Genomic DNA, 25,747 nt, shown 5'->3' with positions numbered 1-25,747 from the left:
GGCTGGCTGGCGTGGTCAATACGCATTCAGATGTCGTCGCTTTGTTCTCGCGCCAGGCGGCGTTCCTGGGCTTGTTTCTGCAGGATGTAGCGCGCCAGCAGTTGGCGTTGGGCATCAGTCATGGATTCGAATTCCGTGCCCACGTCGAACCCATTGCCCCTGGCATCGCAATGGGTGACCCGCGCCCGCAGCAGCAGGCCGAGCGCCTGGGGCATCAGCACCAGCTTGACCGCCAGGTGCGCGCCGGGCGGCAAGGGCGTGGCATGCTGGAAGTCGATGCCGCCTTCGGAAATGATCACCGGCTGCGGGGCGCCGACCTCATCCAGCAGGCCGCGTGCCATGATCTGGCTGAGCAGGTCCAGGCGTTTGTTCTGCACGCGCAGGAACGCGGCGAGGGTGCGATCCTTCTCGCTGAGCTGGCGCAGCAGGTGCTGGGCTTCGAATTCACTCAGGTGCAGTTCACTGAGCAGATTGAACAGCGGGGAATCATCCAGCAACACTTCCTTGCTCGCCGCTTCGGGGGCAGACAGGCTTTTGATTTGAAGTGCGATCATGTCGTCGATACGGTAGTATTCGCGGCGCTCTTCTTCATCTAATGTCGACATGGCGAACCCCAGGTAACGGTAATGGTCTGAGTGTAAAGCTGCTTACCAGACCCCGCCACCGGGACGTCTTCTTTTCCTCCGAACAAGCCCCGACATGTTCAGACCTCTCTTCGTATTTATCGGCACGCGTTATACCCGTGCAAAGCGTCGCAATCATTTTGTGTCGTTCATTTCCCTCACCTCGATGATCGGGCTCGCCTTGGGCGTGGTCGTGATGATCGTGGTGCTGTCGGTGATGAACGGCTTCGATCATGAGATGCGCACCCGCGTGCTGGGCATGGTGCCCCACGCGACCATCGAGGGCGATGCGCCCATCAGCGACTGGCAAAGCCTGGCCGCCAAGGTCAAGCAGAACCCCAAAGTGGTGGCCGTTGCGCCATTTACCCAGATGCAGGGGTTGCTGACCAACGACGGCAAGGTGCAGAAAATCCTGCTTAATGCCATCGACCCGGCCCAGGAACGCAACGTCTCGATCATCGACAAGTTCATGCTGCAGGGCAAACTTGACGACCTGGCGCCCGGCAGCTTCGGCATCGTGATCGGCGACAAGGCCGCAGCCAAGCTCGGCGTGGGTATCGGCGACAAGCTGACCTTCGTCGCCCCGGAAGTCACCGTGACCCCGGCCGGTATGTTCCCGCGCATGAAGCGCTTTACCGTGGTCGGCACCTTCCACGTCGGCGCCGGCGAAATCGACGGCTACCTGGGCCTGACCAACCTCACCGACCTGGCGCGCCTGCATCGCTGGCAGCCGGATCAGGTGCAGGGCCTGCGCCTGAAGTTCAACGACCTGTTCGATGCCCCGCGCGGCGCCTGGGAAATCGCCCAGCACCTGGGTGAAAGCCAGTACTACGCCCGTGACTGGACCCGTACCCACGGCAACCTGTACCAAGCCATCCGCATGGAGAAAGCCATGATCGGCCTGCTGTTACTGCTGATCGTCGCCGTGGCCGCGTTCAATATCATTTCCACGCTGGTGATGGTGGTGAATGACAAGAAGGGCGATATCGCCATCCTGCGTACCCTCGGCGCCACGCCGGGGCAGATCATGGCGATCTTCATGGTGCAAGGCACCGTGATCGGCGTGGTCGGCACCTTGATCGGCACCGCCGTCGGTATTCTGGCCGCACTGAACGTCAGCGCTGCGATTGCCGCGCTGGAAAAAATCCTCGGCCACAAGTTCCTCAACGCCGACGTCTACTTCATCGACTACTTGCCGTCCCAGGTTCAGGCCCAGGACGTGTTGATGGTGGGCGGCGCTGCGTTGGTCCTGAGCTTCCTTGCCACCCTGTATCCAGCCTGGCGCGCGGCACGTACCCAGCCAGCACAGGCCTTACGTTATGAGTGAATCGGGCATGAGTGAAAAAGCAATCCTGAGCTGCCGCAACCTGGGCAAATCCTACGAGGAAGGCCCGGAATCGGTTGTGGTGCTGTCCAACCTGCAGCTGGAACTGCACCCCGGCGAGCGCGTGGCGATCGTCGGCAGCTCCGGTTCCGGCAAAAGTACCTTGCTGAACCTGTTGGGCGGCCTTGATACGCCGTCCCAGGGCAGCGTCTGGCTGGCCGGCGAAGAGTTGTCGGCCCTCGGTGAGAAGGCCCGTGGCCAACTGCGCAACCGCTCGTTGGGCTTTGTGTACCAGTTTCACCACCTGCTGCCGGAGTTCACCGCCCTGGAAAACGTGTGCATGCCGCTGTTGATCGGCAAGACCGCGATTCCGGAGGCCCGCCAACGCGCCAAAGCGCTGCTCGAGCGCGTCGGCCTCGGCCATCGTCTGGAGCACAAACCGGCCGAACTGTCCGGCGGTGAGCGCCAGCGTGTGGCAATCGCCCGTGCTCTGGTGAACAACCCGGGCCTGGTGATGCTCGATGAGCCCACCGGCAACCTCGACTCCCACACCGCCCAGGGCATCAAGGACTTGATGCTGGAGCTGAGCACCCAGATGCGCACCGCGTTCCTGGTGGTGACCCATGACATGAGCATGGCCCGCCAGATGGACCGTGTGCTGCACCTGCAGGAAGGTCATCTGGTCGCCATCTGACCCGTTTCAAGCCCGGCGCCTGGCGTTCGGGCTTTTTCATTTTTTCAACGGTGCCCGCGAATGTTCAGACCGTTATCGATTTTTATCGGCACGCGCTATACCCGCGCCAAGCGCCGCAACCGTTTTGTCTCGTTTATCTCGATGACCTCGATGATCGGCCTCGCCCTGGGCGTGCTCGCGATGATCGTGGTGCTGTCGGTGATGAACGGCTTCCAGCGCGAAATGAGCTCGCGCATCCTCGGTATGGTGCCCCACGCCACCATCGTCGGCGTAAACCCGATTGATGATTGGCAGCCGGTGGCCGCCGCCGCGATGAAGAACCCGGAAGTCACCGCCGCCGTGCCCTTCACACAGATGGACGGCATGTTCTCCTACAAGGGCGCCATGCAGCCGATCGAGATCAGCGGCGTTGACCCGGCCCAGGAAGGCAAGGTGTCAATCGTGGCCCAGCACATCGTGCAGGGCAAACTGCAAGACCTGAAGCCCGGCGAGTTCGGCGTGGTGGTCGGTGAAATCACCGCCCGGCGTTTCCGCCTGAGCGTGGGCGACAAGCTGACCCTGATCGTGCCGGAAATCAGCAGCGCACCGGGCGGTATCACCCCGCGCATGCAGCGCTTGAACGTGGTGGGTATTTTCAAGGTCGGCGCCGAGCTGGATGGCTCCATGGCCCTGATCCATATGGCCGATGCGGCAGAAATCCAGCATTGGCAGCCGAACCAGGTGCAAAGCGTGCGCCTGGCGGTGAAGGATTTGTACGCAGCGCCCAAAGTCTCTGCGGATATCGCCGCCAGCCTCGGCGCGGCCTACAAGCCGGATGACTGGACTCACACCCAGGGCAGCCTGTTCAGCGCGATGAAGATGGAAAAGACCATGATCGGCCTGCTGTTGCTGATGATCGTCGCGGTAGCCGCATTCAACATCATCGCCACCCTGATCATGGTGGTGAACGACAAGGGCGCGGATATCGCGATCCTGCGTACCATCGGCGCCACGCCTCGGCAGATCATGGCGATCTTCATGGTGCAGGGCACCGTGATCGGCATTGTCGGCACCCTGATCGGTGGCGTGCTGGGAGTGATTGCCGCGCTGAACGTGAGTGAGCTGGTGGGCTGGCTGGAGCGGGTGACCGGGCAGCATATCTTCAGTTCGGATGTGTATTTCGTCAGCAACCTGCCGTCGGAGCTGCAAAGTGGGGACGTGGTGTTGATCTGCACGGCCGGGTTTGTGTTGAGCTTTCTGGCGACGATTTACCCGGCGTATCGGGCGGCGAAGATTGAGCCGGCGCATGCCCTGAGATATTCGTAATATTCAAGATTGCCATCGCAGGCAAGCCAGCTCCCACATTTTGAAGGTGTTCACCTATCAAAACTGTGGGAGCCGGGCTTGCCCGCGATGAGGCCGGCCCAGCTTGCATCAATCTTCTTAGGGCAACTCAATCACAAACCGGGTCCACCTCTCGCCAGACTCACAAAAAATCCGCCCCCCATGCGCCCGCACAATCGACTGGGTAATCGCCAACCCCAGCCCCGCATGCTCGCTGCTGCCTTCATGGCGCGCCGGGTCGGCCCGGTAGAACCGGTCGAACAACCTGGGCAGCAACTCTGGCGCAATGCCTTCCCCGCTGTTCTCCACCGTGAGCGTGACCCCGCGTAGGCCTTGCGTGATCTTTACGCGTACTTCGCCGCCCGCCGGGGTAAACCGCAGCGCGTTATCCAGCAAGTTCGACAAGGCCCGACGCAACATGCCGCGATCGCCTGCCGTGTGGGCCGTGCCCTCGCGTACCAGGCTGATGTGTGCGTCCTCTGCCAGCAGTGCGAAGAACTCCAGCAGGGCCTCGACTTCATCCTCCAGCGCCAACGCTTCGCGCTTGGGCATCAGCAAGCCGTGGTCGGCCTTGGCCAGGTACAACATGTCATTCACCAACTGCGCCATCCACTGCAATTCTTCCAGATTGCTGTGCAGGGCCTCGCGGTAGTCCTCCAGCGGGCGCGGCTGGGTGAGGATGACTTGGGTGTGGGTCAGCAGGTTCGACAGCGGCGTGCGCAGTTCATGTGCGATGTCGGCGGAGAAGGCTGACAGACGCTGGAAGGCATCGTCCAAGCGGCCGAGCATGGCGTTGAAGGCCTGGGCCAGTTCGGCCAGTTCCGCGGGCATCTGCTGCTGTGGCAGGCGCTGGGTCAGGGAGTGGGCGGACACACTGGCGGCCACCTCACTCATGCGCCGCAACGGCCGCAGACCGCTGCGTGCGGCCCAGGCACCGAGCAAGGCGGTGGCCAGGGCCGAGAGGCCGACGGTCAGCCAGATCAGGTGCTGCATACGTTGCAGGAAGTGTTGGTGATGGGTGATGTCGAGCACCAGGCTCAACTGTGGCGAGCCGGGTTGGTCGGGCTGCAGGGGCACGTTGTACACGCGGTAGTCGGTGCCGGCGTTTTGCAGGCTGTGCAGGCCCGGCGCCTCAGGCAATGCAACGCCCGGTGCACCGTCAAGCCAGCGCTGGCCGGCGGCGCTGATGCGAAGCGCCAGGTCGGGCTGGCGATTGAGTTCGGTGCGCAATTGCGCTTCGCGTTGGGCAAATAATTGCGGCGTGTCGACACCCTGCAAGGTGCTGCGCAAGGCCGTCAGCTTGCCGTCGAGCAACTGTTGGTCCAGTTCAATGAAGTGCGCCTCACTGGCCTGGTTGAACAACACGCCCGCGATCAACGAGACCACCGCCGTACACGCCGCAAACAGCAGGGCCAGGCGGCTGGCCAGGGACAGGCGCCGGATCAATTGCACCGCTCCTCCAATACATACCCCATGCCGCGCACGGTGTGGATCAGCTTGGTGGGGTAGTTATCATCGACTTTCAGGCGCAGGCGGCGGATGGCGACTTCGATGATATTGGTGTCGCTGTCAAAGTTCATGTCCCACACCTGCGAGGCGATCAGCGACTTGGGCAGCACTTCGCCCTGGCGGCGCAGCAGCAGTTCCAGCAGGGAGAACTCCTTGGCGGTGAGGTCGATGCGCTGGCCATCGCGTTCGACGCGGCGACGAATCAGGTCCAGGCGCAGGTCGGCCAGTTGCAGCGCGGTTTCCTGCGGTGCGCTGCTGCCACGGCGCAACAGGCTGCGCACCCGGGCCAGCAGCTCGGAGAACGCAAAGGGCTTGACCAGGTAATCGTCGGCGCCCAGTTCCAGGCCGTGCACGCGGTCTTCCACGGCGTCGCGTGCGGTGAGGAACAGTACCGGGATGTCCAGGCCGGCACTGCGCACGGCCTGCAGGATTTGCCAGCCGTCGCGCCCGGGCAGCATCACGTCGAGGATCAGCAAGTCGTAGTCGCCGGTCAGCGCCAGGTGCTGCCCGTTGGTGCCGTCGGCCACCAACTCGGTAGTAAAGCCCGCCTCAGCCAGGCCCTGGCGCAAGTATTGGCCGGTTTTCGGTTGGTCTTCGACAATCAACAGTTTCATGGGCAGCTCTGGGTAACGGGGCACGACCGGCTTTATACCGTGGGGCGCAGGGTAGGGGCGCAACCTGACAAACTTGTAATCTAGCAGTCAGCTGGCTGGCAGCGGTGCCATCTTAGAGTGCTGACCAAGCTGTTCACACACTTTTGGAGACGAGCGATGGCGTTGCGTACACCTCTGATATTGGCGGGTTGCCTGTTGGCATTGAGTTTTGATGCCGTGGCTGACACGGCCCACACGTTCGCTTTCGGCCAGCCGGCGCCGGCGGATAAGGCCACGCGCACCGTGGAAGTGACCCTGCAGGACATTGCCTTTTCGCCCAAGTCGCTCGACGTAAAAGCCGGTGAGACGGTGCGCTTTGTACTGGTCAACAAAGGCCGGTTGCTGCATGAGTTCAACCTGGGTGACGCAGCGATGCACGCCGCACACCAGACGGAAATGCTGCAGATGCAGGCCAGCGGCATGCTCACCGCGACCGGCATGGGCAAGATGGACCACAGCGCCATGGGGCATGGCGATAGGGGCGGCATGAAACACGACGATCCCAATAGTGTGCTGGTGGAGCCCGGCAAAACCGCTGAGCTGACCTGGACCTTCACCCAGGCCACCGGCCTGGAGTTTGCCTGCAACCTTCCCGGGCATTATCAGGCGGGCATGGTCGGCAAACTGAACGTTGAGTGAGGCGTTTCTTAAGAGCGGGGGCAAAGGCTGGTAGACTGGCGGGGTTTATTTAGCCAGGTTTCCGCCATGCATCCCGCAGCCGAACATTCGCCGCTGGGCAAGTCCAGTGAATACATTTCCACCTACACCCCTTCGTTGCTGTTCCCGATTCCGCGTGCCGCCAAATGGGCCGAGCTGGGTCTGAGTGCCGAGACCCTGCCTTACAAGGGCGTGGATTTCTGGAACTGCTTCGAGTTGTCCTGGCTGCTGCCTTCGGGCAAGCCGGTGGTGGCCATCGGTGAATTCAGCATCCCAGCCGATTCGCCGAACATCATCGAATCCAAGTCATTCAAGCTGTACCTCAACTCGCTCAACCAGAGCGCATTTGCCGATGTGCAAAGTCTGGAAACGACCCTGCGCACCGACCTCAGTGCGGCTGCCGGCAAGCCGGTCAACGTGCGTATCCGCAGCTTGGCCGAGGTTGAGGCCGAGGGTGTGCAGGCGTTGCCGGGTGTGTGCATTGACGACCTGGAGATCAGCGTCAGCAACTATGAGCACCCGCGCCCGGAGCTGCTACGGTGCGATGAGTCGCGCACCGTCGAGGAGAGCGTGCACAGCCATTTGCTCAAATCCAACTGCCCGGTCACCAGTCAGCCGGACTGGGGCAGCGTGGTGGTGGAATACCGTGGTTCGGCGCTGGATCACGCCAGCCTGCTGGAATATATCGTGAGCTTTCGCCAACACTCGGACTTCCATGAGCAATGCGTGGAGCGGATCTTCCTGGACCTGCAGCGCTTGCTCAAGCCGGAAAAGTTGACGGTGTATGCGCGGTACGTGCGGCGGGGCGGGCTGGATATCAACCCGTATCGCAGTACTGAGGCTACGCAGTTCCAGAACCTGCGCCTGGCGCGTCAGTAGCCGTTAGATGAAACAAATGTGGGAGCTGGCTTGCCTGCGATAGCGATCATGCAGTCATACATCAGTTGACTGATACATCGTCATCGCAGGCAAGCCAGCTCCCACATTGGGTTCTGCACTTGGCTTGGGCTTGGGTCAGATCCCGATATTGCCCAGGGTAATCACAATATTGCGTAACGTCCCGGCAATACCCGGGTGGTCCAGTTCGAAGCCCTCTACCGCCCGGTTCACATCGTCAGCGATGCTCGGGGTTTGGGTGGCCGGCTCCAGTTGCAGTTGCACTTCAAACTTGGCGATCAACTCTTCCAGTGCTTCACGTTTTTCTGCGGGCAGCTCTGGATGATTCTGCAGCTGCTCACGCACAATATCGGCCTGCTGTTGTAACTTTTCGCGATCAGGCATGACGTTCTTCCTTTTATCGATAGGCACTGGCATAGACCACGGCACGCCGAGAAAGGTCTACGGGCTGACCTGTAGATTAATCCACCGGCACCGACTGTGCATGATCTCAATCAGGGCTTCTCGCCTTTAAGCTGACGCAGGCTGATGTCGGCCAGGCAGCTGCCGAGCTCGCCCAGGTGATCGATCACCGAGTGCACGCCCAGCCCGTACAACGCCACGGTGGCCTTGCCGCGCTTGTGCTCGCGCTCCTGCTCGCTCAGCGCCAGCCATTGTTCGGGGGCCATGCCGCACAGTGAGCCGCAGGAGGCCAGGCCGATGGTCCACAGCCCGGCGTTCAGCCCGGATTGCAACAGTCGCGGTTCGCCGCTGACCAGCACGCAGCCTTCCAGGCGTTCGATGTTCAGTTCCATCAAGGCTTGCCAGCAGGCATGGGGCGCGGGCCAGCGGATCGAGGAGGGCGATGCGGCCTTGAGCCAGGTGGGGAGTGCGGCGGCCAGCGGGGTGGTCACTGCGGGGGCAGTTCATCCAGCCAGGCGCAGGGCACGCCTTGTTCCTTCAGGCTGCGCAGAATTTTCAGCGCGCCCGGTGTGGCCTGGGAATCAGGGGCGGCGGAATCGGTGCGGGCCTGGGAACCAAAGTCCACCAGGCAGCCACTCAGTCCGAACAAAACAGCCGTCAAGGCAGGCGCGCTGGCAATGGCAATCTCGGCGTGAGGCATGTCGACATCCCTGAAATAGCTTCGACGCTATCGGGGCTGGATGACAAACCGATGACAAGACTGTGATAGGCGGGCAATTGTAGGAATTTTGTGCATTTTATGGATGACATTTCCTGTGGGATGCCTAATTCAACACTTCCGTCATATACTGGCGGCTTCATTCAGGGCATAGCGCCCATGACAGACCATTCAAGGAGCTAAAGCTATGCGCTGGAGCCACTACTTCGCTCAGCTGTCGGTGTGTGCCACCGTCCTGTTGGCCCCGTTCGCCGCTCAGGCTGCGTCGGAAGATGACCCATGGGAAAGCGTCAACCGCCCGATCTTCACCTTCAACGACACCGTTGACACCTATGCCCTCAAGCCATTGGCACAGGGCTATCAGTTTGTGACCCCGCAATTCGTGCAGGACGGCGTCCACAACTTCTTCCGCAATATCGGCGATGTCGGCAACCTGGCCAACAACGTGCTGCAGCTCAAGCCCTACAACGCTGGCGTCGACACGGCCCGTTTGTTGGTCAACACCACGTTCGGCGTGCTGGGCCTGGTTGATGTCGGCACCAAAATGGGGCTGCAACGTAACGATGAAGACTTCGGCCAGACCCTGGGTTACTGGGGTGTAGGCAGTGGCCCTTATGTGATGATCCCGCTGCTGGGCCCAAGCACGTTGCGTGATGCGCCGTCCAAATACGTGGACAGCTACACCCAGCCTTACCGTTACATGGACGACGTTTCCCTGCGCAATAGCGTGATGGGCCTGGGCATTGTCGACACCCGCGCCAGCCTGCTCGACAGCGAGAAGCTGATCACCGGTGACAAATACACCTTCATTCGCAACGCTTACCTGCAGAACCGCGAGTTCAAGGTCAAGGACGGCAAGGTCGTCGACGACTTTTAAGCTGTAACGTCCCGAAACGAAAAAGGCGACCCTGAGGTCGCCTTTTTTGTGCGCGGCTTTCAGCGCATTTTCAGGATCTTGAGGCCCAGGTGCTGATCTTCGCCGCTGGTTTTGGTCCATACCACTTCAGTATCCGCCTCCAGGCCCTTGAGGGCGGCGTGCTCCGAATCGATGCGCACGGTCAGCAGGTCACCCACCTGAAACTGGCGAGGCGCCTGCACCTGCATGCCGGAGCTGGAAAGGTCCACGCAAACCCCGGCAATCTCCTGGCCGGCGTGGATCAAAGACACATCCGCATCCACTCGCATGCGGATGAAATCGCGTTTTTCGGCGTAGTCGCGCTCGTGTTCGCTCACAGGTTCCATCCTTACTTTGTGTTGTGGTCGTGCCTGTTCTTATAACTCCCGGTGATTTGCGATGTAAAGACGCCCGGCGACCATCGGCATGAGCTTGAAACCCCTGGCGGATGGGAGTACCGTCTGCGCCTTAGAAGGGCACCTCTGCTTTACCGTTGTGCATGGGGAAAAAACCCATGTTTTGTAGGACAGAGAGGCTAGAAAGCGAATCCAGTACGTGAGCCCGGCCATTGCCGAGCCGCCTACGCCAACCTAATTCTGGCGCCGTTTGCCCACATGCAAAAAACCAGTGCCACGCTGCTGATAATCGATGACGACGAAGTAGTGCGCGCGAGCCTCGCGGCCTATTTGGAAGACAGTGGCTTCAGCGTCCTGCAGGCCGGCAACGGCCAACAGGGTCTCCAGGTGTTCGAGCGCGACCAGCCCGACCTAGTGATCTGCGACCTGCGCATGCCCCAGATGGGTGGCCTGGAGCTGATTCGCCAGGTGACCGAGCGTGCGCCGCAGACGCCGGTGATTGTCGTATCCGGTGCCGGGGTGATGAACGATGCCGTCGAGGCCCTGCGCCTGGGCGCCGCCGACTACCTGATCAAACCCCTGGAAGACCTGGCAGTGCTGGAGCACTCGGTGCGCCGTGCCCTGGATCGGGCCCGCCTGCTGGTAGAAAACCAGCGCTACCGCGAAAAGCTCGAAACCGCCAACCGCGAACTCGAAGCCAGCCTGAACCTGCTCCAGGAAGACCAGAACGCCGGTCGCCAGGTGCAGATGAACATGCTGCCGGTGAGCCCCTGGAGCATCGACGAGTTCAAGTTTGCACACCAGATCATCCCGTCGTTGTACCTGTCGGGGGATTTTGTCGACTACTTCCGCGTTGATGAGCGGCGCGTCGCGTTCTACCTGGCTGACGTATCCGGCCACGGCGCTTCTTCTGCTTTTGTGACCGTGTTGTTGAAGTTCATGACCACACGGCTGTTGTTCGAATCCAAGCGCAACGGCACCTTGCCGGAGTTTACCCCCTCCGAGGTGCTGGGCCACATCAACCGGGGCCTGATCAGCTGCAAGCTGGGCAAGCACGTGACGATGGTGGGCGGCGTGATCGATGAAGAAACCGGTCTTTTGACCTACAGCATTGGCGGTCACCTGCCGATGCCGGTTTTGTACACTCCAGACAGTGTGCGCTACCTGGAAGGACGTGGTCTGCCCGTAGGCTTGTTCAATGAAGCCACCTACGAAGATCACATTCTGGAGCTGCCGCCGACGTTCAGCCTGACGCTGATGTCCGACGGCATCCTGGACCTTCTTCCAGAGCCTACACTCAAAGAGAAAGAAGCCGCCTTGCCCCAAAAGGTCAAGTCGGCGGGCGGCAGCCTGGATGGCCTGCGGCAAGTTTTTGGATTGGCCACGCTAGGGGAGATGCCGGATGATATCGCCCTATTGGTGTTGAGCAGGAATCTTTGATGAGTACCGGAAGAATCCAATTCGCCGAGCAAGACGGGACCTTCGTCCTGAAGTTTGTCGGTGAAGTGCGCCTGACCTTGTGTTCGGCGCTGGATGCGACGATTGAGCGGATTTTCACAGCGTTGAATTTCTCGGCGATCGTGATCGATCTGACCGAAACCCGCAGCATCGATAGCACCACCCTTGGGCTGTTGGCCAAGTTGTCCATTCTGTCTCGGCAGAAGGTCGGCCTGTTGCCGACTGTCGTCACCACCCACGAAGACATTACCCGTCTGCTGCAGTCCATGGGCTTTGACCAGGTGTTCAACATCGTTGACCGCCCGATCCCGTGCCCGGAATGCCTGACCGACCTGCCTTCGCAAGACCAGTCCGAAGAAGTGGTACGGGTCAAGGTGCTGGAAGCGCACAAGATCCTGATGGGCTTGAACGAGTCCAACCGCGAAGCCTTCCACGACCTCGTGAATGCGCTGGAACGCCACTAAGCCTCACTTGAAACACACTCCAATGTGGGAGCGGGCTTGCTCGCGAATGCGGTGTGTCAGTCAGCCAATTCATAACTGACCCACCGCATTCGCGAGCAAGCCCGCTCCCACATGTTGTACTGAGTTCTGCTTGAGAACAGCGAAACATAAAAAAGGGCGACACCCGCGAGGTTGCCGCCCTTTTTGCTGCAGCCTGCCTTACAGCTTGGCAGTCAGCAACGCCTCCAACTTCTCCTGGTCCCGAGCAAACTGACGAATCCCCTCCGCCAGCTTCTCAGTCGCCATCGCGTCCTCATTGGATTCCCAACGGAACTGCGCTTCAGTCAAATGCACCCGCGCTTCACCGGCATGCCCTGGCGACAGCTTGCGCTCCAGCTTGCCTTCATCCGCCGCCAGCTTCTCCAGCAGGTCCGGGCTGATGGTCAGGCGATCACAGCCGGCCAGCTCTTCAATCTGGCTCAGGTTGCGGAAGCTGGCACCCATCACCACAGTCTTGTAGCCATTGGCCTTGTAGTAGTTGTAGATGCGCGTTACCGACTGCACACCTGGGTCATCGGAACCGGTGTAGTCGTTGCCGTTGGCCTTCTTGTACCAGTCGTAGATACGGCCCACGAATGGCGAAATCAGGAACACACCGGCTTCTGCACAAGCCACGGCCTGGGCAAAAGAGAACAGCAGGGTCAGGTTAGTCTGGATGCCTTCTTTTTCCAGCTTCTCCGCGGCGCGGATGCCTTCCCAGGTGGAGGCGATCTTGATCAGCACACGGTCACGGCTTACGCCGGCCTTGTCGTACAGGTCGATCAGACGATGCGCACGCTTGAGAATAGCGGCTTCGTCAAATGACAGGCGGGCATCCACCTCGGTCGAAATACGCCCCGGCACCACTTTGAGGATCTCTTGACCGACCGCCACCGCAAAACGGTCGCTGGCCAGGCCCACGTCACCGTTGCAGTCCGTCACGCACTCATCCAACAGCTTGGCATAGCCTGGGATCGAAGCGGCTTTGAGCAGCAGGGAAGGGTTGGTGGTGGCGTCTTGCGGCTTGAGCTTGGCGAGGGTTGAAAAATCGCCGGTATCGGCTACGACGGTGGTGAACTGCTTGAGTTGTTCCAGCTTGGAAGTCATGGGCGTGCTCTGTCCTATGGGTCTGAAGACATTACCCGAGCGCCGGCAGGCGCTCAAGGGCGCAAATGCGATCGATCGTTTGCGAGGGCAATAACCTGAAAACAGCCGTTTGAATGACTGATCTTGCTGGTAAATAGGAGGGCAAAGAGACCGGCAGGTTCAACCCAACTGCCATATGAGCACCGCAATCAGACGGTGGGAGCTGGCTTGCCTGCGATGGCGGCCCAAAATGTGGGAGGGGCTTGCTCCCGAAAGCGCCAGATCGGCCAGCTCATGCCTCAACAGGCACTCAACGCCCCTCCAGCAACGCCCCTGCCTGATCCAGCAACGCCAGCGGGTCCGCAGCCTTATGAATATCCACCGACAACAACTGCCGAAACTTGCGCGCACCCGCAAACCCCGTCCCCAACCCCAACACATGCCGCGTAATGTGATGCATCGTCCCGCCACTGGCCAAATGCTCAGCAATATAAGGCCGCAACTGCGCCAACGCCTCGGCCCGGCTGATCACCGGCTGGGTGCTGCCAAACAACTGCTGATCCACCTCTGCCAGCAAATACGGGTTGTGATAAGCCTCACGGCCCAGCATCACCCCGTCAAACGCCTGCAAATGCTCATGGCACTGCTCCAGCGTCTTGATCCCGCCGTTGAGAATAATCTCCAGCTCGGCAAAATCGCGCTTCAACTGCGCCGCCACGTCATAACGCAGCGGCGGAATGTCGCGATTCTCCTTCGGCGACAACCCCTCCAGAATCGCAATCCGCGCATGCACGGTAAAACTGGTGCACCCCGCGTCCTTCACAGTCCCGACAAAATCACACAGCTCGGCATAACTGTCCCGACCATTGATCCCGATACGATGCTTCACCGTCACCGGAATCGAAACCGCATCGCGCATCGCCTTCACGCAATCGGCCACCAGTGCTGGATGCGCCATCAAGATCGCGCCGATCATATTGTTCTGCACCCGGTCGCTGGGGCAGCCGACGTTCAGGTTCACCTCGTCGTAGCCCGCCGCCTCGGCCATGCGCGCACAGGCAGCCAGATCCGCCGGAACACTGCCACCCAGTTGGAGCGCAAGTGGGTGCTCGGCTTCGTTGTGGCGCAGGAAACGCTCGTGGTCGCCATGCAGGATCGCGCCGGTGGTGACCATCTCGGTGTAGAGCAGGGCGTGCTTGGAGAGCAGACGCAGGAAGAACCGGCAGTGGCGGTCGGTCCAATCCATCATGGGTGCTACAGAAAATTTACGATTCATAAAGCCTTGTATTTAAAGGCCTTCAGCAGGTTTTTGTGCTATCGTTCGTGTACATTTCAGGGGCCAAAATCACGGTTTTGGTACACCTGGAGTACACGCCGTGTGCATCAAAGGTATGCATCGGGTATGGATAAATGAACACTGAGTGAACACGACCATGGCTTCAATCCAAAAGCTCCCAAGCGGCAACTGGCGTGTGCTGATTCGATCAAAGGGTCACAAGGCGATCAGTGAAACGTTCACGACAGAGAAGCTTGCAAAGGCGTTTGCAAAGGAAAAAGCACGTCAGCTTGAAGAGATCAAAGCCACCGGCAGGGCCGCTGCTCCCAAGGGTTCAACTGTCGCGCATTATATCGATGACTACCTCGATTACATACAGCAGGGCCGTACCCTTCAGCGGAGCGCACTGTTCATCTACAAAGCTCTGAAGAAACGCCTGGGCAATATCGGGATCGAACGGCTTTCGAAGAGTCACCTGGAGTCGTTCATTGATGCCAGGAAAAAGAGGGCGTTCAGGGTCAAACAATTGCTGGTGATCTCTCATTGCTGTCATCTGTGCTTCGCTATTGCTATGACACCAAGCACCTTGATATTGACCCAGATCTGGCCGACAAGGCGCGTAAGGGGCTGAAGACAAGTCACAAAATGAGAATCAAAAGTCGCGAAGTGGAGTGTGTACCAACACAGCAGGAAATCGACGCTATCACTGCTGTCTTTGCTACAAAAACCCGTCAGCAGATCGACATGCCGCAGGTGATCCGATTCAGTCTCTACACATCTATGCGACAAGCAGAGATCTGCAGAATCAGAATTGAAGACTTGGACAGGGAGAATAAGACAGTCATTATTCGTGACCGAAAGCATCCTGACTTAAAGGAAGGTAACGATGAGACTGTTCCACTGCTGCCTTCAGCCTGGGAACTTGTAGAGAGCTTTATCGGGGGGCGGAAATCCGGCTGCATTTTTCCCTACAATCCGAAGTCCGTTTGTACTGCGTTCACACGCGCACGGGCGGAAGCTGGAGTGTCTAGACCAGTTCGCTTTCACGATCTTCGGCACAAAGCGATCACTGACTTTTTCGGCATTGGCCTGAACGTTCCCCAAGTCGCGCTGATGAGCGGCCACCGTGATTGGCAGACTTTGAAACGATACACACACGTCAAAGCGACTGATGTCCACACTGCTTACAACGCGCTGAACATCAAGCAACAGGACGCTAAAAATATCGACGGACAACTCGCCCTGATTTTGCAGCAACTTGGTGAACTCAAAAGCGCCTAGGCATGAAAAAAGGGGCCAGTTGGCCCCTTCATTTTAAATGCAGCGTCTAATGAACTCGTCCGAATCGGATTCCATCAGACTGCCGATGAATTCCATCACAGCGTTTTTGGATACAAGTAAGCAGAGCCAAAGCGGATAGGTTTCGGCCCCTTGCCGTGCTTTCTCCAGTACGCCAAAGTATCAAGGTTGACCTTAGCGAGTTCACTGATATCTTCGGCGGTGTAGCAGTTGATCTCGTGAGCAATCTTACTTCTGATGTCGCTCATGTCAGATCGCTCCGCCGTGAGTGAAAACGAAGCCCTTGAGCCTCAACATCGGGAGCGTGCTTACTCCGTCCGCAGGATAAAAGAAGCTATTCCCTACATATGCGTAAGCCGGGCCATAGCTATTTCCTCTCCAGTAGTCGAGTGTAGACTTGCTCACGTTATATAGGTGGGCTACGTCATCTTCAGTCAGAAAACCCACTTCCTGCGCGATTCCTTTTTGCATTTTTCTGTCCCGAAAGCACCCGCCATCATGACCGTCAGTGCTCCCTGAGCTCTCAAAAAAAACGGTGTCGTACCGTTGCTTTGTCAATATATGGAATATGTTTTTCCAGATGCCGTCAAGGCGCAGGGCAAATTTTTTAAACAGTCTACGTAGGGCATACCGTTAGCTAGAGTATGCTAAAAATATACTTTGGTAGTCTTAACCAAAAGGCCACTTGTATAAAAAGACGCCGGAGATTGGCCGTACAGACTAGGGGTATGCCCAGAAGAAACGGAAAGTAAACTTCGAGACGCTACTTCTTATGTTGTATTCTTTAATGTGTGTATGGCTTGTTGTCAAAATACTAAACAAGAGATTTCGTTCTGTGCATGGGATCCATTAGTTCCGGAGATTGTTTGATTCTTGCTAGGACTATATGGCCTTCAATTTCAACTAATTCCCTAAGCTGTCGCATGTGGGCTTTTGTGACTTTTGCAATATTATCTTGAGCAGGTTCGGTGATTTTTATTGCTGTTGAGCGATTGCCATAACTCAATGAACTTGTCCCTTGAGAGGCCGTGCTCAGGTTGGAAAAGCGTGTTCGAGCTTTTGCGACTGCTCTGTTACAAGTCCATGCCTTGGGGGGAAGCGGAGCGATCATCAACTAATGTGACGCCCTCCTGCGCGCAATAATTGCCAGCGGGCCGTCTCCGCCACGGGCGCAGTCCGTAGCCAATAAGTTACCAGGGCGAATAGGGCGTGGAATCCGGTGTGACCTGCACATACCATCTAGGCACTTTTAACTCCGTCGCGACAATGCTTGATGATGTGCTCACGCGCCCCCGGTGCGACCTCTTCAATCTGAGGATTATCCGGGCTTCCACTAAGCTCTCTTCAGAGTATGCCGACCGGGGCATCTGCATGGCTCCGATGACATGGATTACTCGATTGGGTGATCCAGCTGCTTGACCAAAAGGGCGGGACGCTGCGCCCAGGATGTCTTCTGGATGCTTACTAAGGCTGGGTTTTGCCTGTGCAATATAGAGCGAGATCGGGTGATCAAAAAAATATTTTCGCTACCCCCCTTGAAATCATTTTTCAAAACCGGAGATGTTATATTTGAGGACAAAAGAAAAGCAGCGATCCCGACAGCCTCGCTTTTTTGGTTTTTCCACGAGCTTTTAAGGCAATCGACTCGATTGCTTTGCTGTTGCTTTGGTTTTTAGGCTGTTTTCCCTGTCTACTTTTAAATGATGGCTGTTGCACAGCTTAACCTGCGGTGTTGGATATAGGCCCGTAGGGCAGTGAGATGTCGCCTCTTTGCGCCGTAAGGCGCTGCTATTTTTTGATTTCAAAAAGAAGCAAAAAAGCCAGAAATTGTGAGGGATAGCTCCGTCTGAGAATCTTAGGAGGTCTAACATCCGTTACGAGCTGGCACAGCAGGGGAGGTATTTGATTGGTCATCAGTGCTAAGTGCCTCAACCCACATCACTTCCGGACTCCCTTCCTACTGCTATCTATCAGCTACCAAGGCTCGCCCCGCTCTCGGGTATCAACCTGCGTCAGCCCTATCGCGACCTCAGTCGCTGAAGTGCAATTCTGTCTGCCGGGAAGGACTGAATGCCGCTTTCCTAAGGAGAAGTTTTGCGATCCTCCTGGGCACTCTTGTAACGGCTTTGAAATCAATCGCGAGATCTTTGAGCATATCCTTTGATCAGGCAGTAGAAATTGTTACAGACGCTCCCCAATACGACTGGGAGCTCTTCTGTGATCTCGCCTACGACGATGGGCACTGGCCCAGAATCGTTCGTAATTTTCCTACTGACGCAACAATGCTTTCTCAGACTAGCGAGGGTGAAGAGCTGCCCCACCATGCGTTGCTCGACGCCAGGATTATCGCAGGCATGTTCGCGCCAGTGTGCGGAGGCAGCGGATTATCCTAATCAGATGAATTGATCAGCAATCTGGATTGGCCTGTCGAGCGGAGCAAGTTACGAAATGCAACGCACGCACGTCGAGGCGAATCGCGGAGTTAATCAGTGTTGACAAATGGAAGGCTATTTCCGCTATCAGGACTGATATTCATTCCTTTGGTGGTTGGTGCCACAACCGGCGCAACGTCGATTCCGGCAGCCCTAGCTGTCTCGCTGCCTCACTCTGGCTAAGCCCTTTCGTCTTAAGCTCCTGCACGGCCAACCATTTCCTCTGAGCCTCCAACTCTCGAGGCGGATTGATGGCTTTCGGTTCGGTTGGAAGCGGTCTATCTGCCAGCCCTAGCGCCTCAGCCTCAGCTAGCGACGCCAGAAGAACTTCGCGCATTGAGCGTTTTTCATGGGATGCAACAGTTAGTGCCAGCAGTGTGATCGGCTCTACGTTCAGCGCTAAGGCGAGACGTGCACTCATATCGACGGTCGCTGAGCTCCTTCCTTGCTCTAGCTCGCTGACGTGCGCTTGCGTGACGAAGCCCGAAAGACCTGCCTGAGATAGACCTTTCTGAGTGCGAAGCAGTTGAACTACTGCTGCATAAGATTTGCGCAGCGACATTTCACTATCCCGATAAAAGGAAACGGTATGTCGCATTTGCCTGCCGCCACACAAACAGATATATTGGTGGATGTGGCGGTATTGTGCCTCAGTTACTAATTATTGGATATTGACAGAGAGGGCTTGGGCGATGGATGGGATCATCGAAGACGGTCTGCTAGGTGATCTTGGTATCCGATTAATGGGCTCCGCACTTTCCCTTGATGAAGCCGTCGCAGTGGCCAGAAAACGCTACAAATGGATGCCCCTATGCGCCGTCGAGGAATGGATCATCCTAGACGCCATCGTCACCGACGCCGAGCGAGCCAAAGTAGCCGCCGCAGGCTGCCAACCAATGTTTATGTTTGCCCACAAAGTTGTGGACGACGAGCAGAGGCGTTTCGAGCCAGGCCATTGGGTGCGCTCAAGCATGGGCACCGCTTTCAAGGAAGGCTACCTATTCGAAACACGCAACACGGTCTACGTATTGCTCGGGCCAGGCCATCGTAAGTCTGCTTCTATCGAAGCGATATTTTCCCTTTTCTGATTACCCACCGGTTCTGCTGGGCAACTGACGTGCTCCAGCAGTTTGAGGCGACACATGTTCAGAACCTTAGACAACGACCTAATAGGCGTCCCAGGAATGTTCGGGGAGGGCGTGTCCCATTGGCGTGGAGTCTCAAGGCTGCTCCGAACGCCTTGGTATCACTTAACCCTTAGCGTCGAAAACGAGGGTCGGTTCAGCGAGTGCGTGATGATGATTGACGACACCCACCAGCTTCAAAAAATGTTGGTAAGCCAAGGTGCGGATTTAGCTATCACCGAGATTATGGCTGTGACGCCATCTTGGATGAATAAGTCCAGAGGCTGGCAGATGGAGCGGTTAACCAGAGTAACCGTAGGTGAGGACAGGTCTGGTTCTGAGGTTTGCTTGCTGGAAGTGGCTCAGGGGGCGGTGTATCACACCTCACACCAGCGAGACTTCCAGATTGAAGCGCTGGCCAACCTGAGGCCCGTCTTTCTCTCAACCATGATTCGATCTGCGTGAAATTTACCAAGAATTCCGCACGATACCAGCACCTCTGGTTGCGTGGGAAATTCCTGATAACGTCATATGGACTGCCCATTGGAGCGCAAAGATGCTAGACACACTAGATGTGAATTTTCACGGCAAACGCCATACAGATTTTGATCTCAAGCGAATCATCAGAGTCCAAGAACAAGGCTTCGATGTGCCAGTGACCGCCTATCTATGCGGTGTTTCCATCAGGTCACGAGCAGGTATCGGTGTGGTATTTGGCCACAAACGTAAAGACCAGTATGGGCGGTTTGGTGATGGCCACCTAATCAGGACTTCTGACGTGTTGAAAGTCGAACGCGAGGGGAGGTTTTGGGTGATGACAACGAAGAACTCCAGGTACGTGCTTGCGACATTTCAGCGTGGAAATGGACGAGCCAGTCTGCGCGAGTTTCTGGGCTTAGCAAAGCGTCAGCTCCTCTTCACACCATGCATCCTTCAGTGAATATGAGTTTGGCCGTGTAGCTATCGAAGTTAGGTAAAATCAGATTAGGGCCATGATAGTAAAAGCAGGCGCAGTCATTCGCGTAACCTCGGGCATTTTCGGAAGCTGCGCGCTCGGGTGCTTTGTAACGATGAATGATTTCCGGTCTTGATCCAATTGTTGCAAAGGCAATGAGCTCTCACCTAAGCATGGCAGGCCGCAGCCTTTAGATGAACTCAATGAGCTTCTCCAATTCGACTGTTGGCCGAGGTTCCTTGCAGGATTACCTAGCTTTGAGCGATGGGTGACGTAGACTTACGATGGAAGAGTTTGATTGTTAGTAAACGACTACAGAGGTGGATAAGACGCCGATCTAGGTACGGCAGCGTTGTGCAAGGTAATGAAGCGCTAAGAACGCGTGCGATTTGCCTAGGATTGATTGGTTACAGCGGTGCATTGCGTCAGCCGAAGGTCAATTTAAGTCCGTTCTCGCTATCCCCATAGCTCGTAACATAGCCAAATTGCTTACACCACTCATCGTTTTTCCATCTCTCATTTATCTCGCTTTGGACGTTGAACCCGATACATGCGGGGCGCACAGTGCTGTGGTAGATAAGCTTTGCTACTGCCTCATCATCGGGATGTCGAAAACGATTGCCCTCTGTGGAAATGATCCAATGATCGCACACAACGCTTTTAATTAGCTTGTTGGAAAGATTTTTACTGCTCCCGTGATGCGGTACTTTAAACACATCAAGTCTCATTGGTTTCGTCGAATCTATACTTTCGATTGCCTCTACTAAATCGGACGCATACGCATCGCCGCTCAACAATATGCGACTCCCTTGATACTCAACAAGCAAAGCAATGCTGCTACCGTTTGCACGGCTTTTATCGGTAAGGGTTGGTTTAGTGGCGAGCTGTATTAAATCTTGCATATTTCTCAAGGTAAGTTGCTGAGATGCACCTAGAGCTTCAAGCTCGTCATCTTCACCCCTATCTTCGTATTTGGCCAATGCCTCACGCCATTCCTTTTGCCAAGTTGGCAAAAGTTGTTTGAGGCGCTGCGGCGTGGGCCCTAGTACCGTGATTCGCAACCCATCAGCAAGTTCTATCACTGGAGCTGGCTTGCTAGGATCTCTAAATACCGGCCCGCCATTAAAATGATGATTCCATGGTTTATCTTTGAGCCATTCGCTGAGCATCTCACCTTTGACTGCACCTAATTCCTCAAGTGCGTCTGAATTTGGATTGTAATCGAGATGAGCTAAGCCATTGAACCAGAAGTCCTTTACTGTCACACCTGGAATAGGTGCGTTGTCAACCAGCGCTGAAAGAGCACCATTGATGTGGTCACAATCGATATGGGTGACGACAATCAGCTCAAATTTGCGCCCGTTTTCAGGAAGGGCTTCTAACCGCTTACGAAGCGCAAGTCCTGTTTGCACCGTTCCCATATCAATCAGCATTTGGAAAGCCAAATCCTTTCCCCATCGTAGCCAAATCGAGTCGCCTTCGCGCGCCGGGAGGAACTGTATTTCAAGCATTGCTGTTTTCCGTCGAGGTTCTACACAGGTAAATCGAATTCCAATCTACATCTGGCGCGATCTTAGCAATGTTCGTTAGCGCTTTTTGGCAAAGAGCAACATTATCAGCTTCGGGTGCGTAACGAAGCAGACTCATCAGCATGGAGAATGATTCGGTATAGAGGATTCGTTCCTGGCTCGCTTCATAAGCCAGTTGAATTGCTCTTTTGCGCTCGTTAGGTTGTGCCATCAAAATGCTGGCAAGCAGTATTTTAGCGTCTGGTAACCAAGGGAAATCAGTGCTGAGCTTTTCTAGCTGCTTGAGGTATGCACCAAGCCTTCCAGTTTTTTTAAGTATAAGGGCTGCGAGGATCACCCCGGTGGGGTCGACGTATATATTCATCAGAGTGTGAATTGCCCTACCTGCAAGCTTTGCTGCAGGGCCAATTTGCCCTGAGATGAACAAGCTTTCCAAGGCTGCCGATAAACTCCTACTTTGAGAAATGCTGATTTGTAGGTGGCTCTTCGGGCGTTCTGAAGAGGTTTTGATGTGGCAAGTAACGGATAGGCGATGACCGCCAGCACTGATAGGAAGACTAACTTCGAACAGTTCATGACCTTTTCGAATAATCGCGTAAGCGACATGCTCCATTTCCTGACGGTGACGGACAATCCAAAAGCCATCCTCAGGATAGATGGTGACATTACTGCTTGCGCCAATTAGCTTAAAATCTTGTGTAGGAGTTTCAAGGCTTTGTATCTGTTCAGCGGACAGGAATTTGAACGCTAATTCTGGCGCCTGCGGCTGAGTTGGCAGCTTTGGTTCGAGCGACACATTAGCAGTTTCTGACTCGGTTACTTTGACTGTTTGTTTCTGTCGTTTTCCATCTTCAAGGACGGCGCTTATTTCGTAAATGCCTACAGGGAGTTCAAATATTCGCTTACTGCTCGTGGAAATGATAAGAATAAGATCGTCATTTCTAATCTCGATTGGTGTCGCAGCCCCACCAAAATTGACCCTGGACTTAACTTGGACTTTCAGTTGGCCGTGCTTTGTATTCTCAGGAATCATTTTAGTGGTAGCTCCATCTCGCTAGTGGGAGGTTCGATGCTGAAGCAATCCACTTGAGAATCTGGAGGGGTGACTGTAGTGACCTCAACTACATAGATGCCCGCACGGACTTTCGTTCTAGCTGGCCACTTAGTCAGAGTATTTCCGACCTTTTTGCCTTTCAGCTTAAGATCTGCTGAGTAATTGTCAGGATCTTGAGTTGGGCAGACGGTAACTATAAGGTTTACGTCAGGCGGAGACAGGCACTCATGTAAACACGCTTTGATTGGACGGCCACCGACATCTACTTTTTGTTTTTTTCCTTTCGCTGAGGCGATAGCCTCTACTGCGGGCGTCAAGTAATCGATGAGGCTAGTGGTGGTCACACGCCATGTAGGGTCGTTCGCTACGTCGGTTTTCGCAGCATAACCTTCTCTGAGACCAGCCATTAACACTTCATTAAAAAGCGTGACTTTATTAGGCGTCCCGTAGGCGGTCTGTCCACTGGAGGAGGAGAAAAACATCGGAGAGGCGACAGTCGATTCGGATCGGCTGACGTCGAACTCCAAGATTCCAGCCAGTTTATCGTAATCCTCTTTGTCTGGTGCAAGGCCGCGACATAAATCCAGAAACCAGAACTGCGCGTGTGCGGAGCCCTCATTGTCCATGGCCTTATTTAAGGCGGTCATGTCAACAGCGCCGGTATATTTCTTCCGGTTGTGAAGTGGATTTCCAAAGTCACTCAGAAGTAAAACAGCACCGTCTTTGGTGAATTGCACTCCATGTCCAGCGACGTAGACAACTGCGATGTTTTCAGGATGCTGCTCGGAGGCATCCATGAAATCGAGAAAGGCCTGTTCGACGTTCGCGCGGGTCGGTGTGTGATCGCCTTTCATCAGGCTTTGAACCGCAGGGTGGATGACTTCACTCGGCGATTCAGCAAGGAGCACTCTCAGGCTGCGCAGAGGAAGTCCTGGCAGATTATGGCCATCCATAAGCCAAGCGGCGAATTCCGATGCCGATCGAGCGGCAGATGATAACTGCTTCAACCCTAGGTGTAGGGTATCGGGGTTTTCATCGTGGCCACCCTCCAGAAACTGGTATGCACTGATGCCGATGACAAAAGCGTGGGTGCCAGGCTCCGTCAGATCCTCAGGTAATAACAACGGCATGTAGAAGCTCACTCATCCTAGGATGCCTCAAACCTCTATCATATCAAACAGCTAGCATCAGTAGCGGTTCCGCTAGTATTTCTCAGTAGCACTTGTGCCGCATGGAACGAGGGCTCAAAGCTTTGGCACGCTTGGCCGCGACACAGGTGCCCATTGCGGCAAGTTTAAGACAGCCAAATCAGGCGCCGCCGGCGAGCTGGCCAGCCGAAGAACACCCTTTCCCCGACGGTCTTGATCTCATGCAGGATGGTCATCACTTTGTCCGCCGTAACTGGCTGAGAATGTGCAAACAGGTCATCAGTGAATTCGCCCGGCTGTCGCAAATCCATCAGCAGAGCCTCGGCCTTGCTGTACTTGAAACCCGGTCGAAAAAGACGATTGACCGCTTCGGTCGCAGACTTGGCCATGAGTCGAACGTCGTTTGTCAGGTATACGCTGATGTATTGATCTAGATACCCAGATCAGGGGCTTGCCTTTCAAGCTGCGCGGAGGTTTCCCAGTAGGTATCGCCCGCAACCGCTTAACCGAACTCACTATTGCCCTGGTTGCATACGCTAAACGCGCCTCGTCCATCACGTGGAACTGGTCGCAGTTGGCAGAAAGCGCTAGCTTTGGCATTCGACAGCCACGTACTGTCGTGTTGCTATCAGTCAGGCTTCTTTCCGGAGCGTGGCTACTGCATTCAAATGGAGTGTTGATATGCCATTGACCGCCTTCTCCGCCTCTCGCCAAATGGAATTGGATGTAGATCAACTCCTGCAATATCTCGCCGATAGTCATCAGCGGGGTAAGTTGAAATCAAGGGAGCCGATTCCGGATACTTGGAAGCAGACAATTCATAGTGATCTCGAATGCCCTGCGTGTTTTGTGAAGGGGGCGGAGGTCGTCAGAGCTTCGAGCTCGAAGGTAACTGGGGAGGCAATAAAGCAGGCGTACTTCCGTTTTCCTGGAGGGCACCACCCATTTTGCGGCTTTGCCATTTTGCCGCCTGGCGAAGCGCCGCAAGGGTTAGTGCAACTGATCTCGACTGCACGTGACGGGATATCTAGGACGATACGAGATTTGGTTTGCAAAGGAATTCAGATCGGCGCGCTGGATCAAGTCAAGATCAGGAGCATGCGTGAGTGGTTCCACCACAAAAAACTCAGCTCACAGTTCGACGTAAATCTGGATCAGCAGGTTCTGCAATGGGTCGCTGCGGTGCAGGCCGGAGCTTGGCCGGTTAAGTACCAGCCTCAGTGGCTGACGGTTAACCAGGAGCTCCTGAGTATTCCTGGTTTTGATCTCGGGACGGCCACGAAAGTGATGCTGGCCCGCCGTCACGAGTCGCTGCTCACGTATCTTTTCGAGCGTACCGGCATGATCAGGCCGTTGGTTTCTCGAATCGCAAAGCTCGCGAGTGATCATCAGGGCCAGCCAGCTTTTGACCCAACTACACTAAAGGTGGAGTACGACGCCACGCTTGCACTGGCGCAATTCATATCACATCACTACGAGCCACTGCGCAGAGCAATGGGCAGGGGGTATGGTGCCATGCAGGGAAGTAAACCCTTGATGGCGTTTACCGCGCTGTTGCTCTTTCTCAACGATTGGAATCTGAATCAGGCTGCGGCGTTTTTTTGCTCGGATCGCCAGTTACCAAGGGTATGTCGATCAGAGCCTCGGTAATGTCATGGGGCTTAACCCGTTTCATGACTATGAGGCGTGGTCGGCGCTCAAAGTTATCCAAGAAACACCAGCGTCTGACATCGGCCCCTATAACCTGGCACATGGCTGGAAGGAGTGGAGCGAAGAAACAGCTGCTGCCCTCCGAAACGGGCAGACCTTCTGAGGCTCAGAGGGGAGAATGATGGCTCACCGATCTTGAGCTG

The 25,747-nt window shown here is 56.1% G+C and carries 26 protein-coding genes and 3 pseudogenes; 15 read left to right on the top strand and 14 right to left on the bottom strand.

Annotated features, from left to right (window positions below; genetic code table 11):
- Nucleotides 1-26: 26 nt before the first annotated feature.
- On the bottom strand, nucleotides 27-605 hold the full coding sequence (locus tag LRS56_18290) for a PilZ domain-containing protein (GenBank protein WDU60806.1): 579 nt from the start codon (nucleotides 603-605) through the stop codon (nucleotides 27-29).
- 94 nt (nucleotides 606-699) lie between these two features.
- Between LRS56_18290 and LRS56_18285 the strand changes: the two genes are divergently transcribed.
- From LRS56_18285 to LRS56_18275, 3 genes are read left to right on the top strand one after another with little or no spacing between them, the layout of a single operon-like run.
- Entirely contained in the window at nucleotides 700-1,950 is a 1,251-nt protein-coding gene (locus LRS56_18285) for a lipoprotein-releasing ABC transporter permease subunit (protein ID WDU60805.1), read from the top strand.
- 7 nt (nucleotides 1,951-1,957) lie between these two features.
- Entirely contained in the window at nucleotides 1,958-2,641 is a 684-nt protein-coding gene (gene lolD, locus LRS56_18280; protein WDU60804.1) for a lipoprotein-releasing ABC transporter ATP-binding protein LolD, read from the top strand.
- 60 nt (nucleotides 2,642-2,701) lie between these two features.
- Complete coding sequence (locus tag LRS56_18275) at nucleotides 2,702-3,946, top strand: lipoprotein-releasing ABC transporter permease subunit (GenBank protein WDU60803.1); 1,245 nt, start codon at nucleotides 2,702-2,704, stop codon at nucleotides 3,944-3,946.
- 117 nt (nucleotides 3,947-4,063) lie between these two features.
- Here LRS56_18275 and LRS56_18270 read toward each other — a convergent pair whose 3' ends face one another.
- Nucleotides 4,064-5,410 (bottom strand): heavy metal sensor histidine kinase, encoded by a 1,347-nt coding sequence (locus LRS56_18270; protein ID WDU65774.1) that lies wholly within the window; start codon nucleotides 5,408-5,410, stop codon nucleotides 4,064-4,066.
- The gene (locus LRS56_18265) at nucleotides 5,407-6,087 is read right to left on the bottom strand and encodes a heavy metal response regulator transcription factor (GenBank protein WDU60802.1); all 681 of its coding nucleotides are present in this window, start codon (nucleotides 6,085-6,087) and stop codon (nucleotides 5,407-5,409) included. Before LRS56_18265 ends, LRS56_18270 begins: the two co-directional genes overlap by 4 nt.
- A gap of 156 nt (nucleotides 6,088-6,243) precedes the next feature.
- Between LRS56_18265 and LRS56_18260 the strand changes: the two genes are divergently transcribed.
- Together LRS56_18260 and queF are read left to right on the top strand one after the other, a co-directional pair.
- Nucleotides 6,244-6,765: a cupredoxin family protein gene (locus LRS56_18260; GenBank protein WDU60801.1), complete on the top strand. Its 522-nt coding sequence runs from the start codon at nucleotides 6,244-6,246 to the stop codon at nucleotides 6,763-6,765.
- 66 nt (nucleotides 6,766-6,831) lie between these two features.
- Nucleotides 6,832-7,662 (top strand): NADPH-dependent 7-cyano-7-deazaguanine reductase QueF, encoded by an 831-nt coding sequence (gene queF / locus LRS56_18255; protein WDU60800.1) that lies wholly within the window; start codon nucleotides 6,832-6,834, stop codon nucleotides 7,660-7,662.
- A 135-nt stretch (nucleotides 7,663-7,797) separates the two neighbouring features.
- On the opposite strand, the gene LRS56_18250 is transcribed toward queF, so the two are convergent.
- Nucleotides 7,798-8,064, bottom strand: coding sequence for a DUF4404 family protein (locus tag LRS56_18250; protein WDU60799.1), 267 nt, complete (start codon nucleotides 8,062-8,064; stop codon nucleotides 7,798-7,800).
- A 110-nt stretch (nucleotides 8,065-8,174) separates the two neighbouring features.
- Nucleotides 8,175-8,782 (bottom strand): annotated as a pseudogene (locus LRS56_18245) (HAD family phosphatase).
- A 205-nt stretch (nucleotides 8,783-8,987) separates the two neighbouring features.
- Between LRS56_18245 and LRS56_18240 the strand changes: the two are divergent.
- Entirely contained in the window at nucleotides 8,988-9,677 is a 690-nt protein-coding gene (locus LRS56_18240) for a VacJ family lipoprotein (protein ID WDU60798.1), read from the top strand.
- A 59-nt stretch (nucleotides 9,678-9,736) separates the two neighbouring features.
- Here LRS56_18240 and LRS56_18235 read toward each other — a convergent pair whose 3' ends face one another.
- Nucleotides 9,737-10,033: a PilZ domain-containing protein gene (locus LRS56_18235; protein ID WDU60797.1), complete on the bottom strand. Its 297-nt coding sequence runs from the start codon at nucleotides 10,031-10,033 to the stop codon at nucleotides 9,737-9,739.
- A gap of 276 nt (nucleotides 10,034-10,309) precedes the next feature.
- On the opposite strand from LRS56_18235, the gene LRS56_18230 reads away from it, so the two are divergent.
- The gene (locus LRS56_18230; protein WDU60796.1) at nucleotides 10,310-11,491 is read left to right on the top strand and encodes a SpoIIE family protein phosphatase; all 1,182 of its coding nucleotides are present in this window, start codon (nucleotides 10,310-10,312) and stop codon (nucleotides 11,489-11,491) included.
- The gene (locus LRS56_18225; GenBank protein WDU60795.1) at nucleotides 11,491-11,973 is read left to right on the top strand and encodes an STAS domain-containing protein; all 483 of its coding nucleotides are present in this window, start codon (nucleotides 11,491-11,493) and stop codon (nucleotides 11,971-11,973) included. Before LRS56_18230 ends, LRS56_18225 begins: the two co-directional genes overlap by 1 nt.
- A gap of 198 nt (nucleotides 11,974-12,171) precedes the next feature.
- Here the strand turns inward: LRS56_18225 and tal are convergent, their stop codons facing one another.
- Nucleotides 12,172-13,098, bottom strand: coding sequence for a transaldolase (tal, locus tag LRS56_18220; GenBank protein ID WDU60794.1), 927 nt, complete (start codon nucleotides 13,096-13,098; stop codon nucleotides 12,172-12,174).
- 289 nt (nucleotides 13,099-13,387) lie between these two features.
- A complete protein-coding gene (dusA, locus tag LRS56_18215) occupies nucleotides 13,388-14,353 on the bottom strand; it encodes a tRNA dihydrouridine(20/20a) synthase DusA (protein ID WDU60793.1) in 966 nt (321 codons plus the stop codon).
- A 145-nt stretch (nucleotides 14,354-14,498) separates the two neighbouring features.
- On the opposite strand from dusA, the gene LRS56_18210 reads away from it, so the two are divergent.
- Together LRS56_18210 and LRS56_18205 are read left to right on the top strand one after the other, a co-directional pair.
- A complete protein-coding gene (locus LRS56_18210; GenBank protein ID WDU60792.1) occupies nucleotides 14,499-14,984 on the top strand; it encodes a hypothetical protein in 486 nt (161 codons plus the stop codon).
- A 14-nt stretch (nucleotides 14,985-14,998) separates the two neighbouring features.
- Nucleotides 14,999-15,634, top strand: coding sequence for a site-specific integrase (locus LRS56_18205; GenBank protein WDU60791.1), 636 nt, complete (start codon nucleotides 14,999-15,001; stop codon nucleotides 15,632-15,634).
- A 95-nt stretch (nucleotides 15,635-15,729) separates the two neighbouring features.
- Here LRS56_18205 and LRS56_18200 read toward each other — a convergent pair whose 3' ends face one another.
- Nucleotides 15,730-15,900 (bottom strand): hypothetical protein, encoded by a 171-nt coding sequence (locus tag LRS56_18200; GenBank protein WDU60790.1) that lies wholly within the window; start codon nucleotides 15,898-15,900, stop codon nucleotides 15,730-15,732.
- Nucleotides 15,901-17,766: 1,866 nt separating this feature from the next.
- Between LRS56_18200 and LRS56_18195 the strand changes: the two are divergent.
- A pseudogene (locus tag LRS56_18195) lies at nucleotides 17,767-18,045 on the top strand (hypothetical protein).
- A 139-nt stretch (nucleotides 18,046-18,184) separates the two neighbouring features.
- Here LRS56_18195 and LRS56_18190 read toward each other — a convergent pair.
- The gene (locus tag LRS56_18190; GenBank protein ID WDU60789.1) at nucleotides 18,185-18,646 is read right to left on the bottom strand and encodes a helix-turn-helix transcriptional regulator; all 462 of its coding nucleotides are present in this window, start codon (nucleotides 18,644-18,646) and stop codon (nucleotides 18,185-18,187) included.
- Nucleotides 18,647-18,776: 130 nt separating this feature from the next.
- On the opposite strand from LRS56_18190, the gene LRS56_18185 reads away from it, so the two are divergent.
- The 3 genes from LRS56_18185 to LRS56_18175 all read left to right on the top strand — a co-directional run bounded on the left by LRS56_18185 (nucleotide 18,777) and on the right by LRS56_18175 (nucleotide 20,148).
- A complete protein-coding gene (locus LRS56_18185) occupies nucleotides 18,777-19,172 on the top strand; it encodes a hypothetical protein (GenBank protein WDU60788.1) in 396 nt (131 codons plus the stop codon).
- A gap of 207 nt (nucleotides 19,173-19,379) precedes the next feature.
- Complete coding sequence (locus tag LRS56_18180; GenBank protein WDU60787.1) at nucleotides 19,380-19,673, top strand: hypothetical protein; 294 nt, start codon at nucleotides 19,380-19,382, stop codon at nucleotides 19,671-19,673.
- A gap of 91 nt (nucleotides 19,674-19,764) precedes the next feature.
- Nucleotides 19,765-20,148, top strand: a complete 384-nt coding sequence (locus tag LRS56_18175; protein ID WDU60786.1) for a hypothetical protein — start codon at nucleotides 19,765-19,767, stop codon at nucleotides 20,146-20,148.
- A gap of 440 nt (nucleotides 20,149-20,588) precedes the next feature.
- Here the strand turns inward: LRS56_18175 and LRS56_18170 are convergent, their stop codons facing one another.
- The 4 genes and pseudogenes from LRS56_18170 to LRS56_18155 form a co-directional block, all read right to left on the bottom strand.
- Nucleotides 20,589-21,674 carry a hypothetical protein gene (locus tag LRS56_18170; GenBank protein WDU60785.1) on the bottom strand — a complete coding sequence of 362 codons (1,086 nt, stop codon included), beginning with the start codon at nucleotides 21,672-21,674 and terminating at the stop codon, nucleotides 20,589-20,591.
- Nucleotides 21,667-22,725 (bottom strand): hypothetical protein, encoded by a 1,059-nt coding sequence (locus tag LRS56_18165; protein ID WDU60784.1) that lies wholly within the window; start codon nucleotides 22,723-22,725, stop codon nucleotides 21,667-21,669. Before LRS56_18165 ends, LRS56_18170 begins: the two co-directional genes overlap by 8 nt.
- Nucleotides 22,722-23,876, bottom strand: a complete 1,155-nt coding sequence (locus LRS56_18160; protein ID WDU60783.1) for a caspase family protein — start codon at nucleotides 23,874-23,876, stop codon at nucleotides 22,722-22,724. Before LRS56_18160 ends, LRS56_18165 begins: the two co-directional genes overlap by 4 nt.
- A 168-nt stretch (nucleotides 23,877-24,044) precedes the next feature.
- A pseudogene (locus LRS56_18155) lies at nucleotides 24,045-24,301 on the bottom strand (DNA polymerase V subunit UmuC).
- Between the two features lie 274 nt (nucleotides 24,302-24,575).
- Between LRS56_18155 and LRS56_18150 the strand changes: the two are divergent.
- Entirely contained in the window at nucleotides 24,576-25,544 is a 969-nt protein-coding gene (locus LRS56_18150; GenBank protein ID WDU60782.1) for a hypothetical protein, read from the top strand.
- The last annotated feature ends 203 nt before the right edge of the window (nucleotides 25,545-25,747 follow it).

It is taken from the genome of Pseudomonas poae (assembly GCA_028869255.1).
Lineage (GTDB): Bacteria > Pseudomonadota > Gammaproteobacteria > Pseudomonadales > Pseudomonadaceae > Aquipseudomonas > Aquipseudomonas poae_C.
The sequence above is the reverse complement of the archived record's forward strand: the minus strand, read 5'-3'. Positions and strand labels throughout refer to the sequence as shown.

What these genes read in the sequence shown, in the direction of transcription:
- LRS56_18240 (WDU60798.1), top strand. Translation starts at nt 8,988, where the DNA reads ATGCGCTGGAGCCACTACTTCGCTCAGCTGTCGGTGTGTGCCACCGTC.
- queF (WDU60800.1), top strand. Translation starts at nt 6,832, where the DNA reads ATGCATCCCGCAGCCGAACATTCGCCGCTGGGCAAGTCCAGTGAATAC.
- LRS56_18205 (WDU60791.1), top strand. Translation starts at nt 14,999, where the DNA reads ATGAGAATCAAAAGTCGCGAAGTGGAGTGTGTACCAACACAGCAGGAA.
- LRS56_18170 (WDU60785.1), bottom strand. Translation starts at nt 21,674, where the DNA reads ATGCTTGAAATACAGTTCCTCCCGGCGCGCGAAGGCGACTCGATTTGG.
- LRS56_18150 (WDU60782.1), top strand. Translation starts at nt 24,576, where the DNA reads ATGCCATTGACCGCCTTCTCCGCCTCTCGCCAAATGGAATTGGATGTA.
- LRS56_18160 (WDU60783.1), bottom strand. Translation starts at nt 23,876, where the DNA reads ATGCCGTTGTTATTACCTGAGGATCTGACGGAGCCTGGCACCCACGCT.
- LRS56_18185 (WDU60788.1), top strand. Translation starts at nt 18,777, where the DNA reads ATGGATGGGATCATCGAAGACGGTCTGCTAGGTGATCTTGGTATCCGA.
- LRS56_18290 (WDU60806.1), bottom strand. Translation starts at nt 605, where the DNA reads ATGTCGACATTAGATGAAGAAGAGCGCCGCGAATACTACCGTATCGAC.
- LRS56_18180 (WDU60787.1), top strand. Translation starts at nt 19,380, where the DNA reads ATGATGATTGACGACACCCACCAGCTTCAAAAAATGTTGGTAAGCCAA.
- LRS56_18275 (WDU60803.1), top strand. Translation starts at nt 2,702, where the DNA reads ATGTTCAGACCGTTATCGATTTTTATCGGCACGCGCTATACCCGCGCC.
- tal (WDU60794.1), bottom strand. Translation starts at nt 13,098, where the DNA reads ATGACTTCCAAGCTGGAACAACTCAAGCAGTTCACCACCGTCGTAGCC.
- dusA (WDU60793.1), bottom strand. Translation starts at nt 14,353, where the DNA reads ATGAATCGTAAATTTTCTGTAGCACCCATGATGGATTGGACCGACCGC.
- LRS56_18190 (WDU60789.1), bottom strand. Translation starts at nt 18,646, where the DNA reads ATGTCGCTGCGCAAATCTTATGCAGCAGTAGTTCAACTGCTTCGCACT.
- LRS56_18285 (WDU60805.1), top strand. Translation starts at nt 700, where the DNA reads ATGTTCAGACCTCTCTTCGTATTTATCGGCACGCGTTATACCCGTGCA.
- LRS56_18225 (WDU60795.1), top strand. Translation starts at nt 11,491, where the DNA reads ATGAGTACCGGAAGAATCCAATTCGCCGAGCAAGACGGGACCTTCGTC.
- LRS56_18200 (WDU60790.1), bottom strand. Translation starts at nt 15,900, where the DNA reads ATGAGCGACATCAGAAGTAAGATTGCTCACGAGATCAACTGCTACACC.
- LRS56_18250 (WDU60799.1), bottom strand. Translation starts at nt 8,064, where the DNA reads ATGCCTGATCGCGAAAAGTTACAACAGCAGGCCGATATTGTGCGTGAG.
- LRS56_18265 (WDU60802.1), bottom strand. Translation starts at nt 6,087, where the DNA reads ATGAAACTGTTGATTGTCGAAGACCAACCGAAAACCGGCCAATACTTG.
- LRS56_18230 (WDU60796.1), top strand. Translation starts at nt 10,310, where the DNA reads ATGCAAAAAACCAGTGCCACGCTGCTGATAATCGATGACGACGAAGTA.
- LRS56_18165 (WDU60784.1), bottom strand. Translation starts at nt 22,725, where the DNA reads ATGATTCCTGAGAATACAAAGCACGGCCAACTGAAAGTCCAAGTTAAG.
- LRS56_18260 (WDU60801.1), top strand. Translation starts at nt 6,244, where the DNA reads ATGGCGTTGCGTACACCTCTGATATTGGCGGGTTGCCTGTTGGCATTG.
- LRS56_18175 (WDU60786.1), top strand. Translation starts at nt 19,765, where the DNA reads ATGCTAGACACACTAGATGTGAATTTTCACGGCAAACGCCATACAGAT.
- lolD (WDU60804.1), top strand. Translation starts at nt 1,958, where the DNA reads ATGAGTGAAAAAGCAATCCTGAGCTGCCGCAACCTGGGCAAATCCTAC.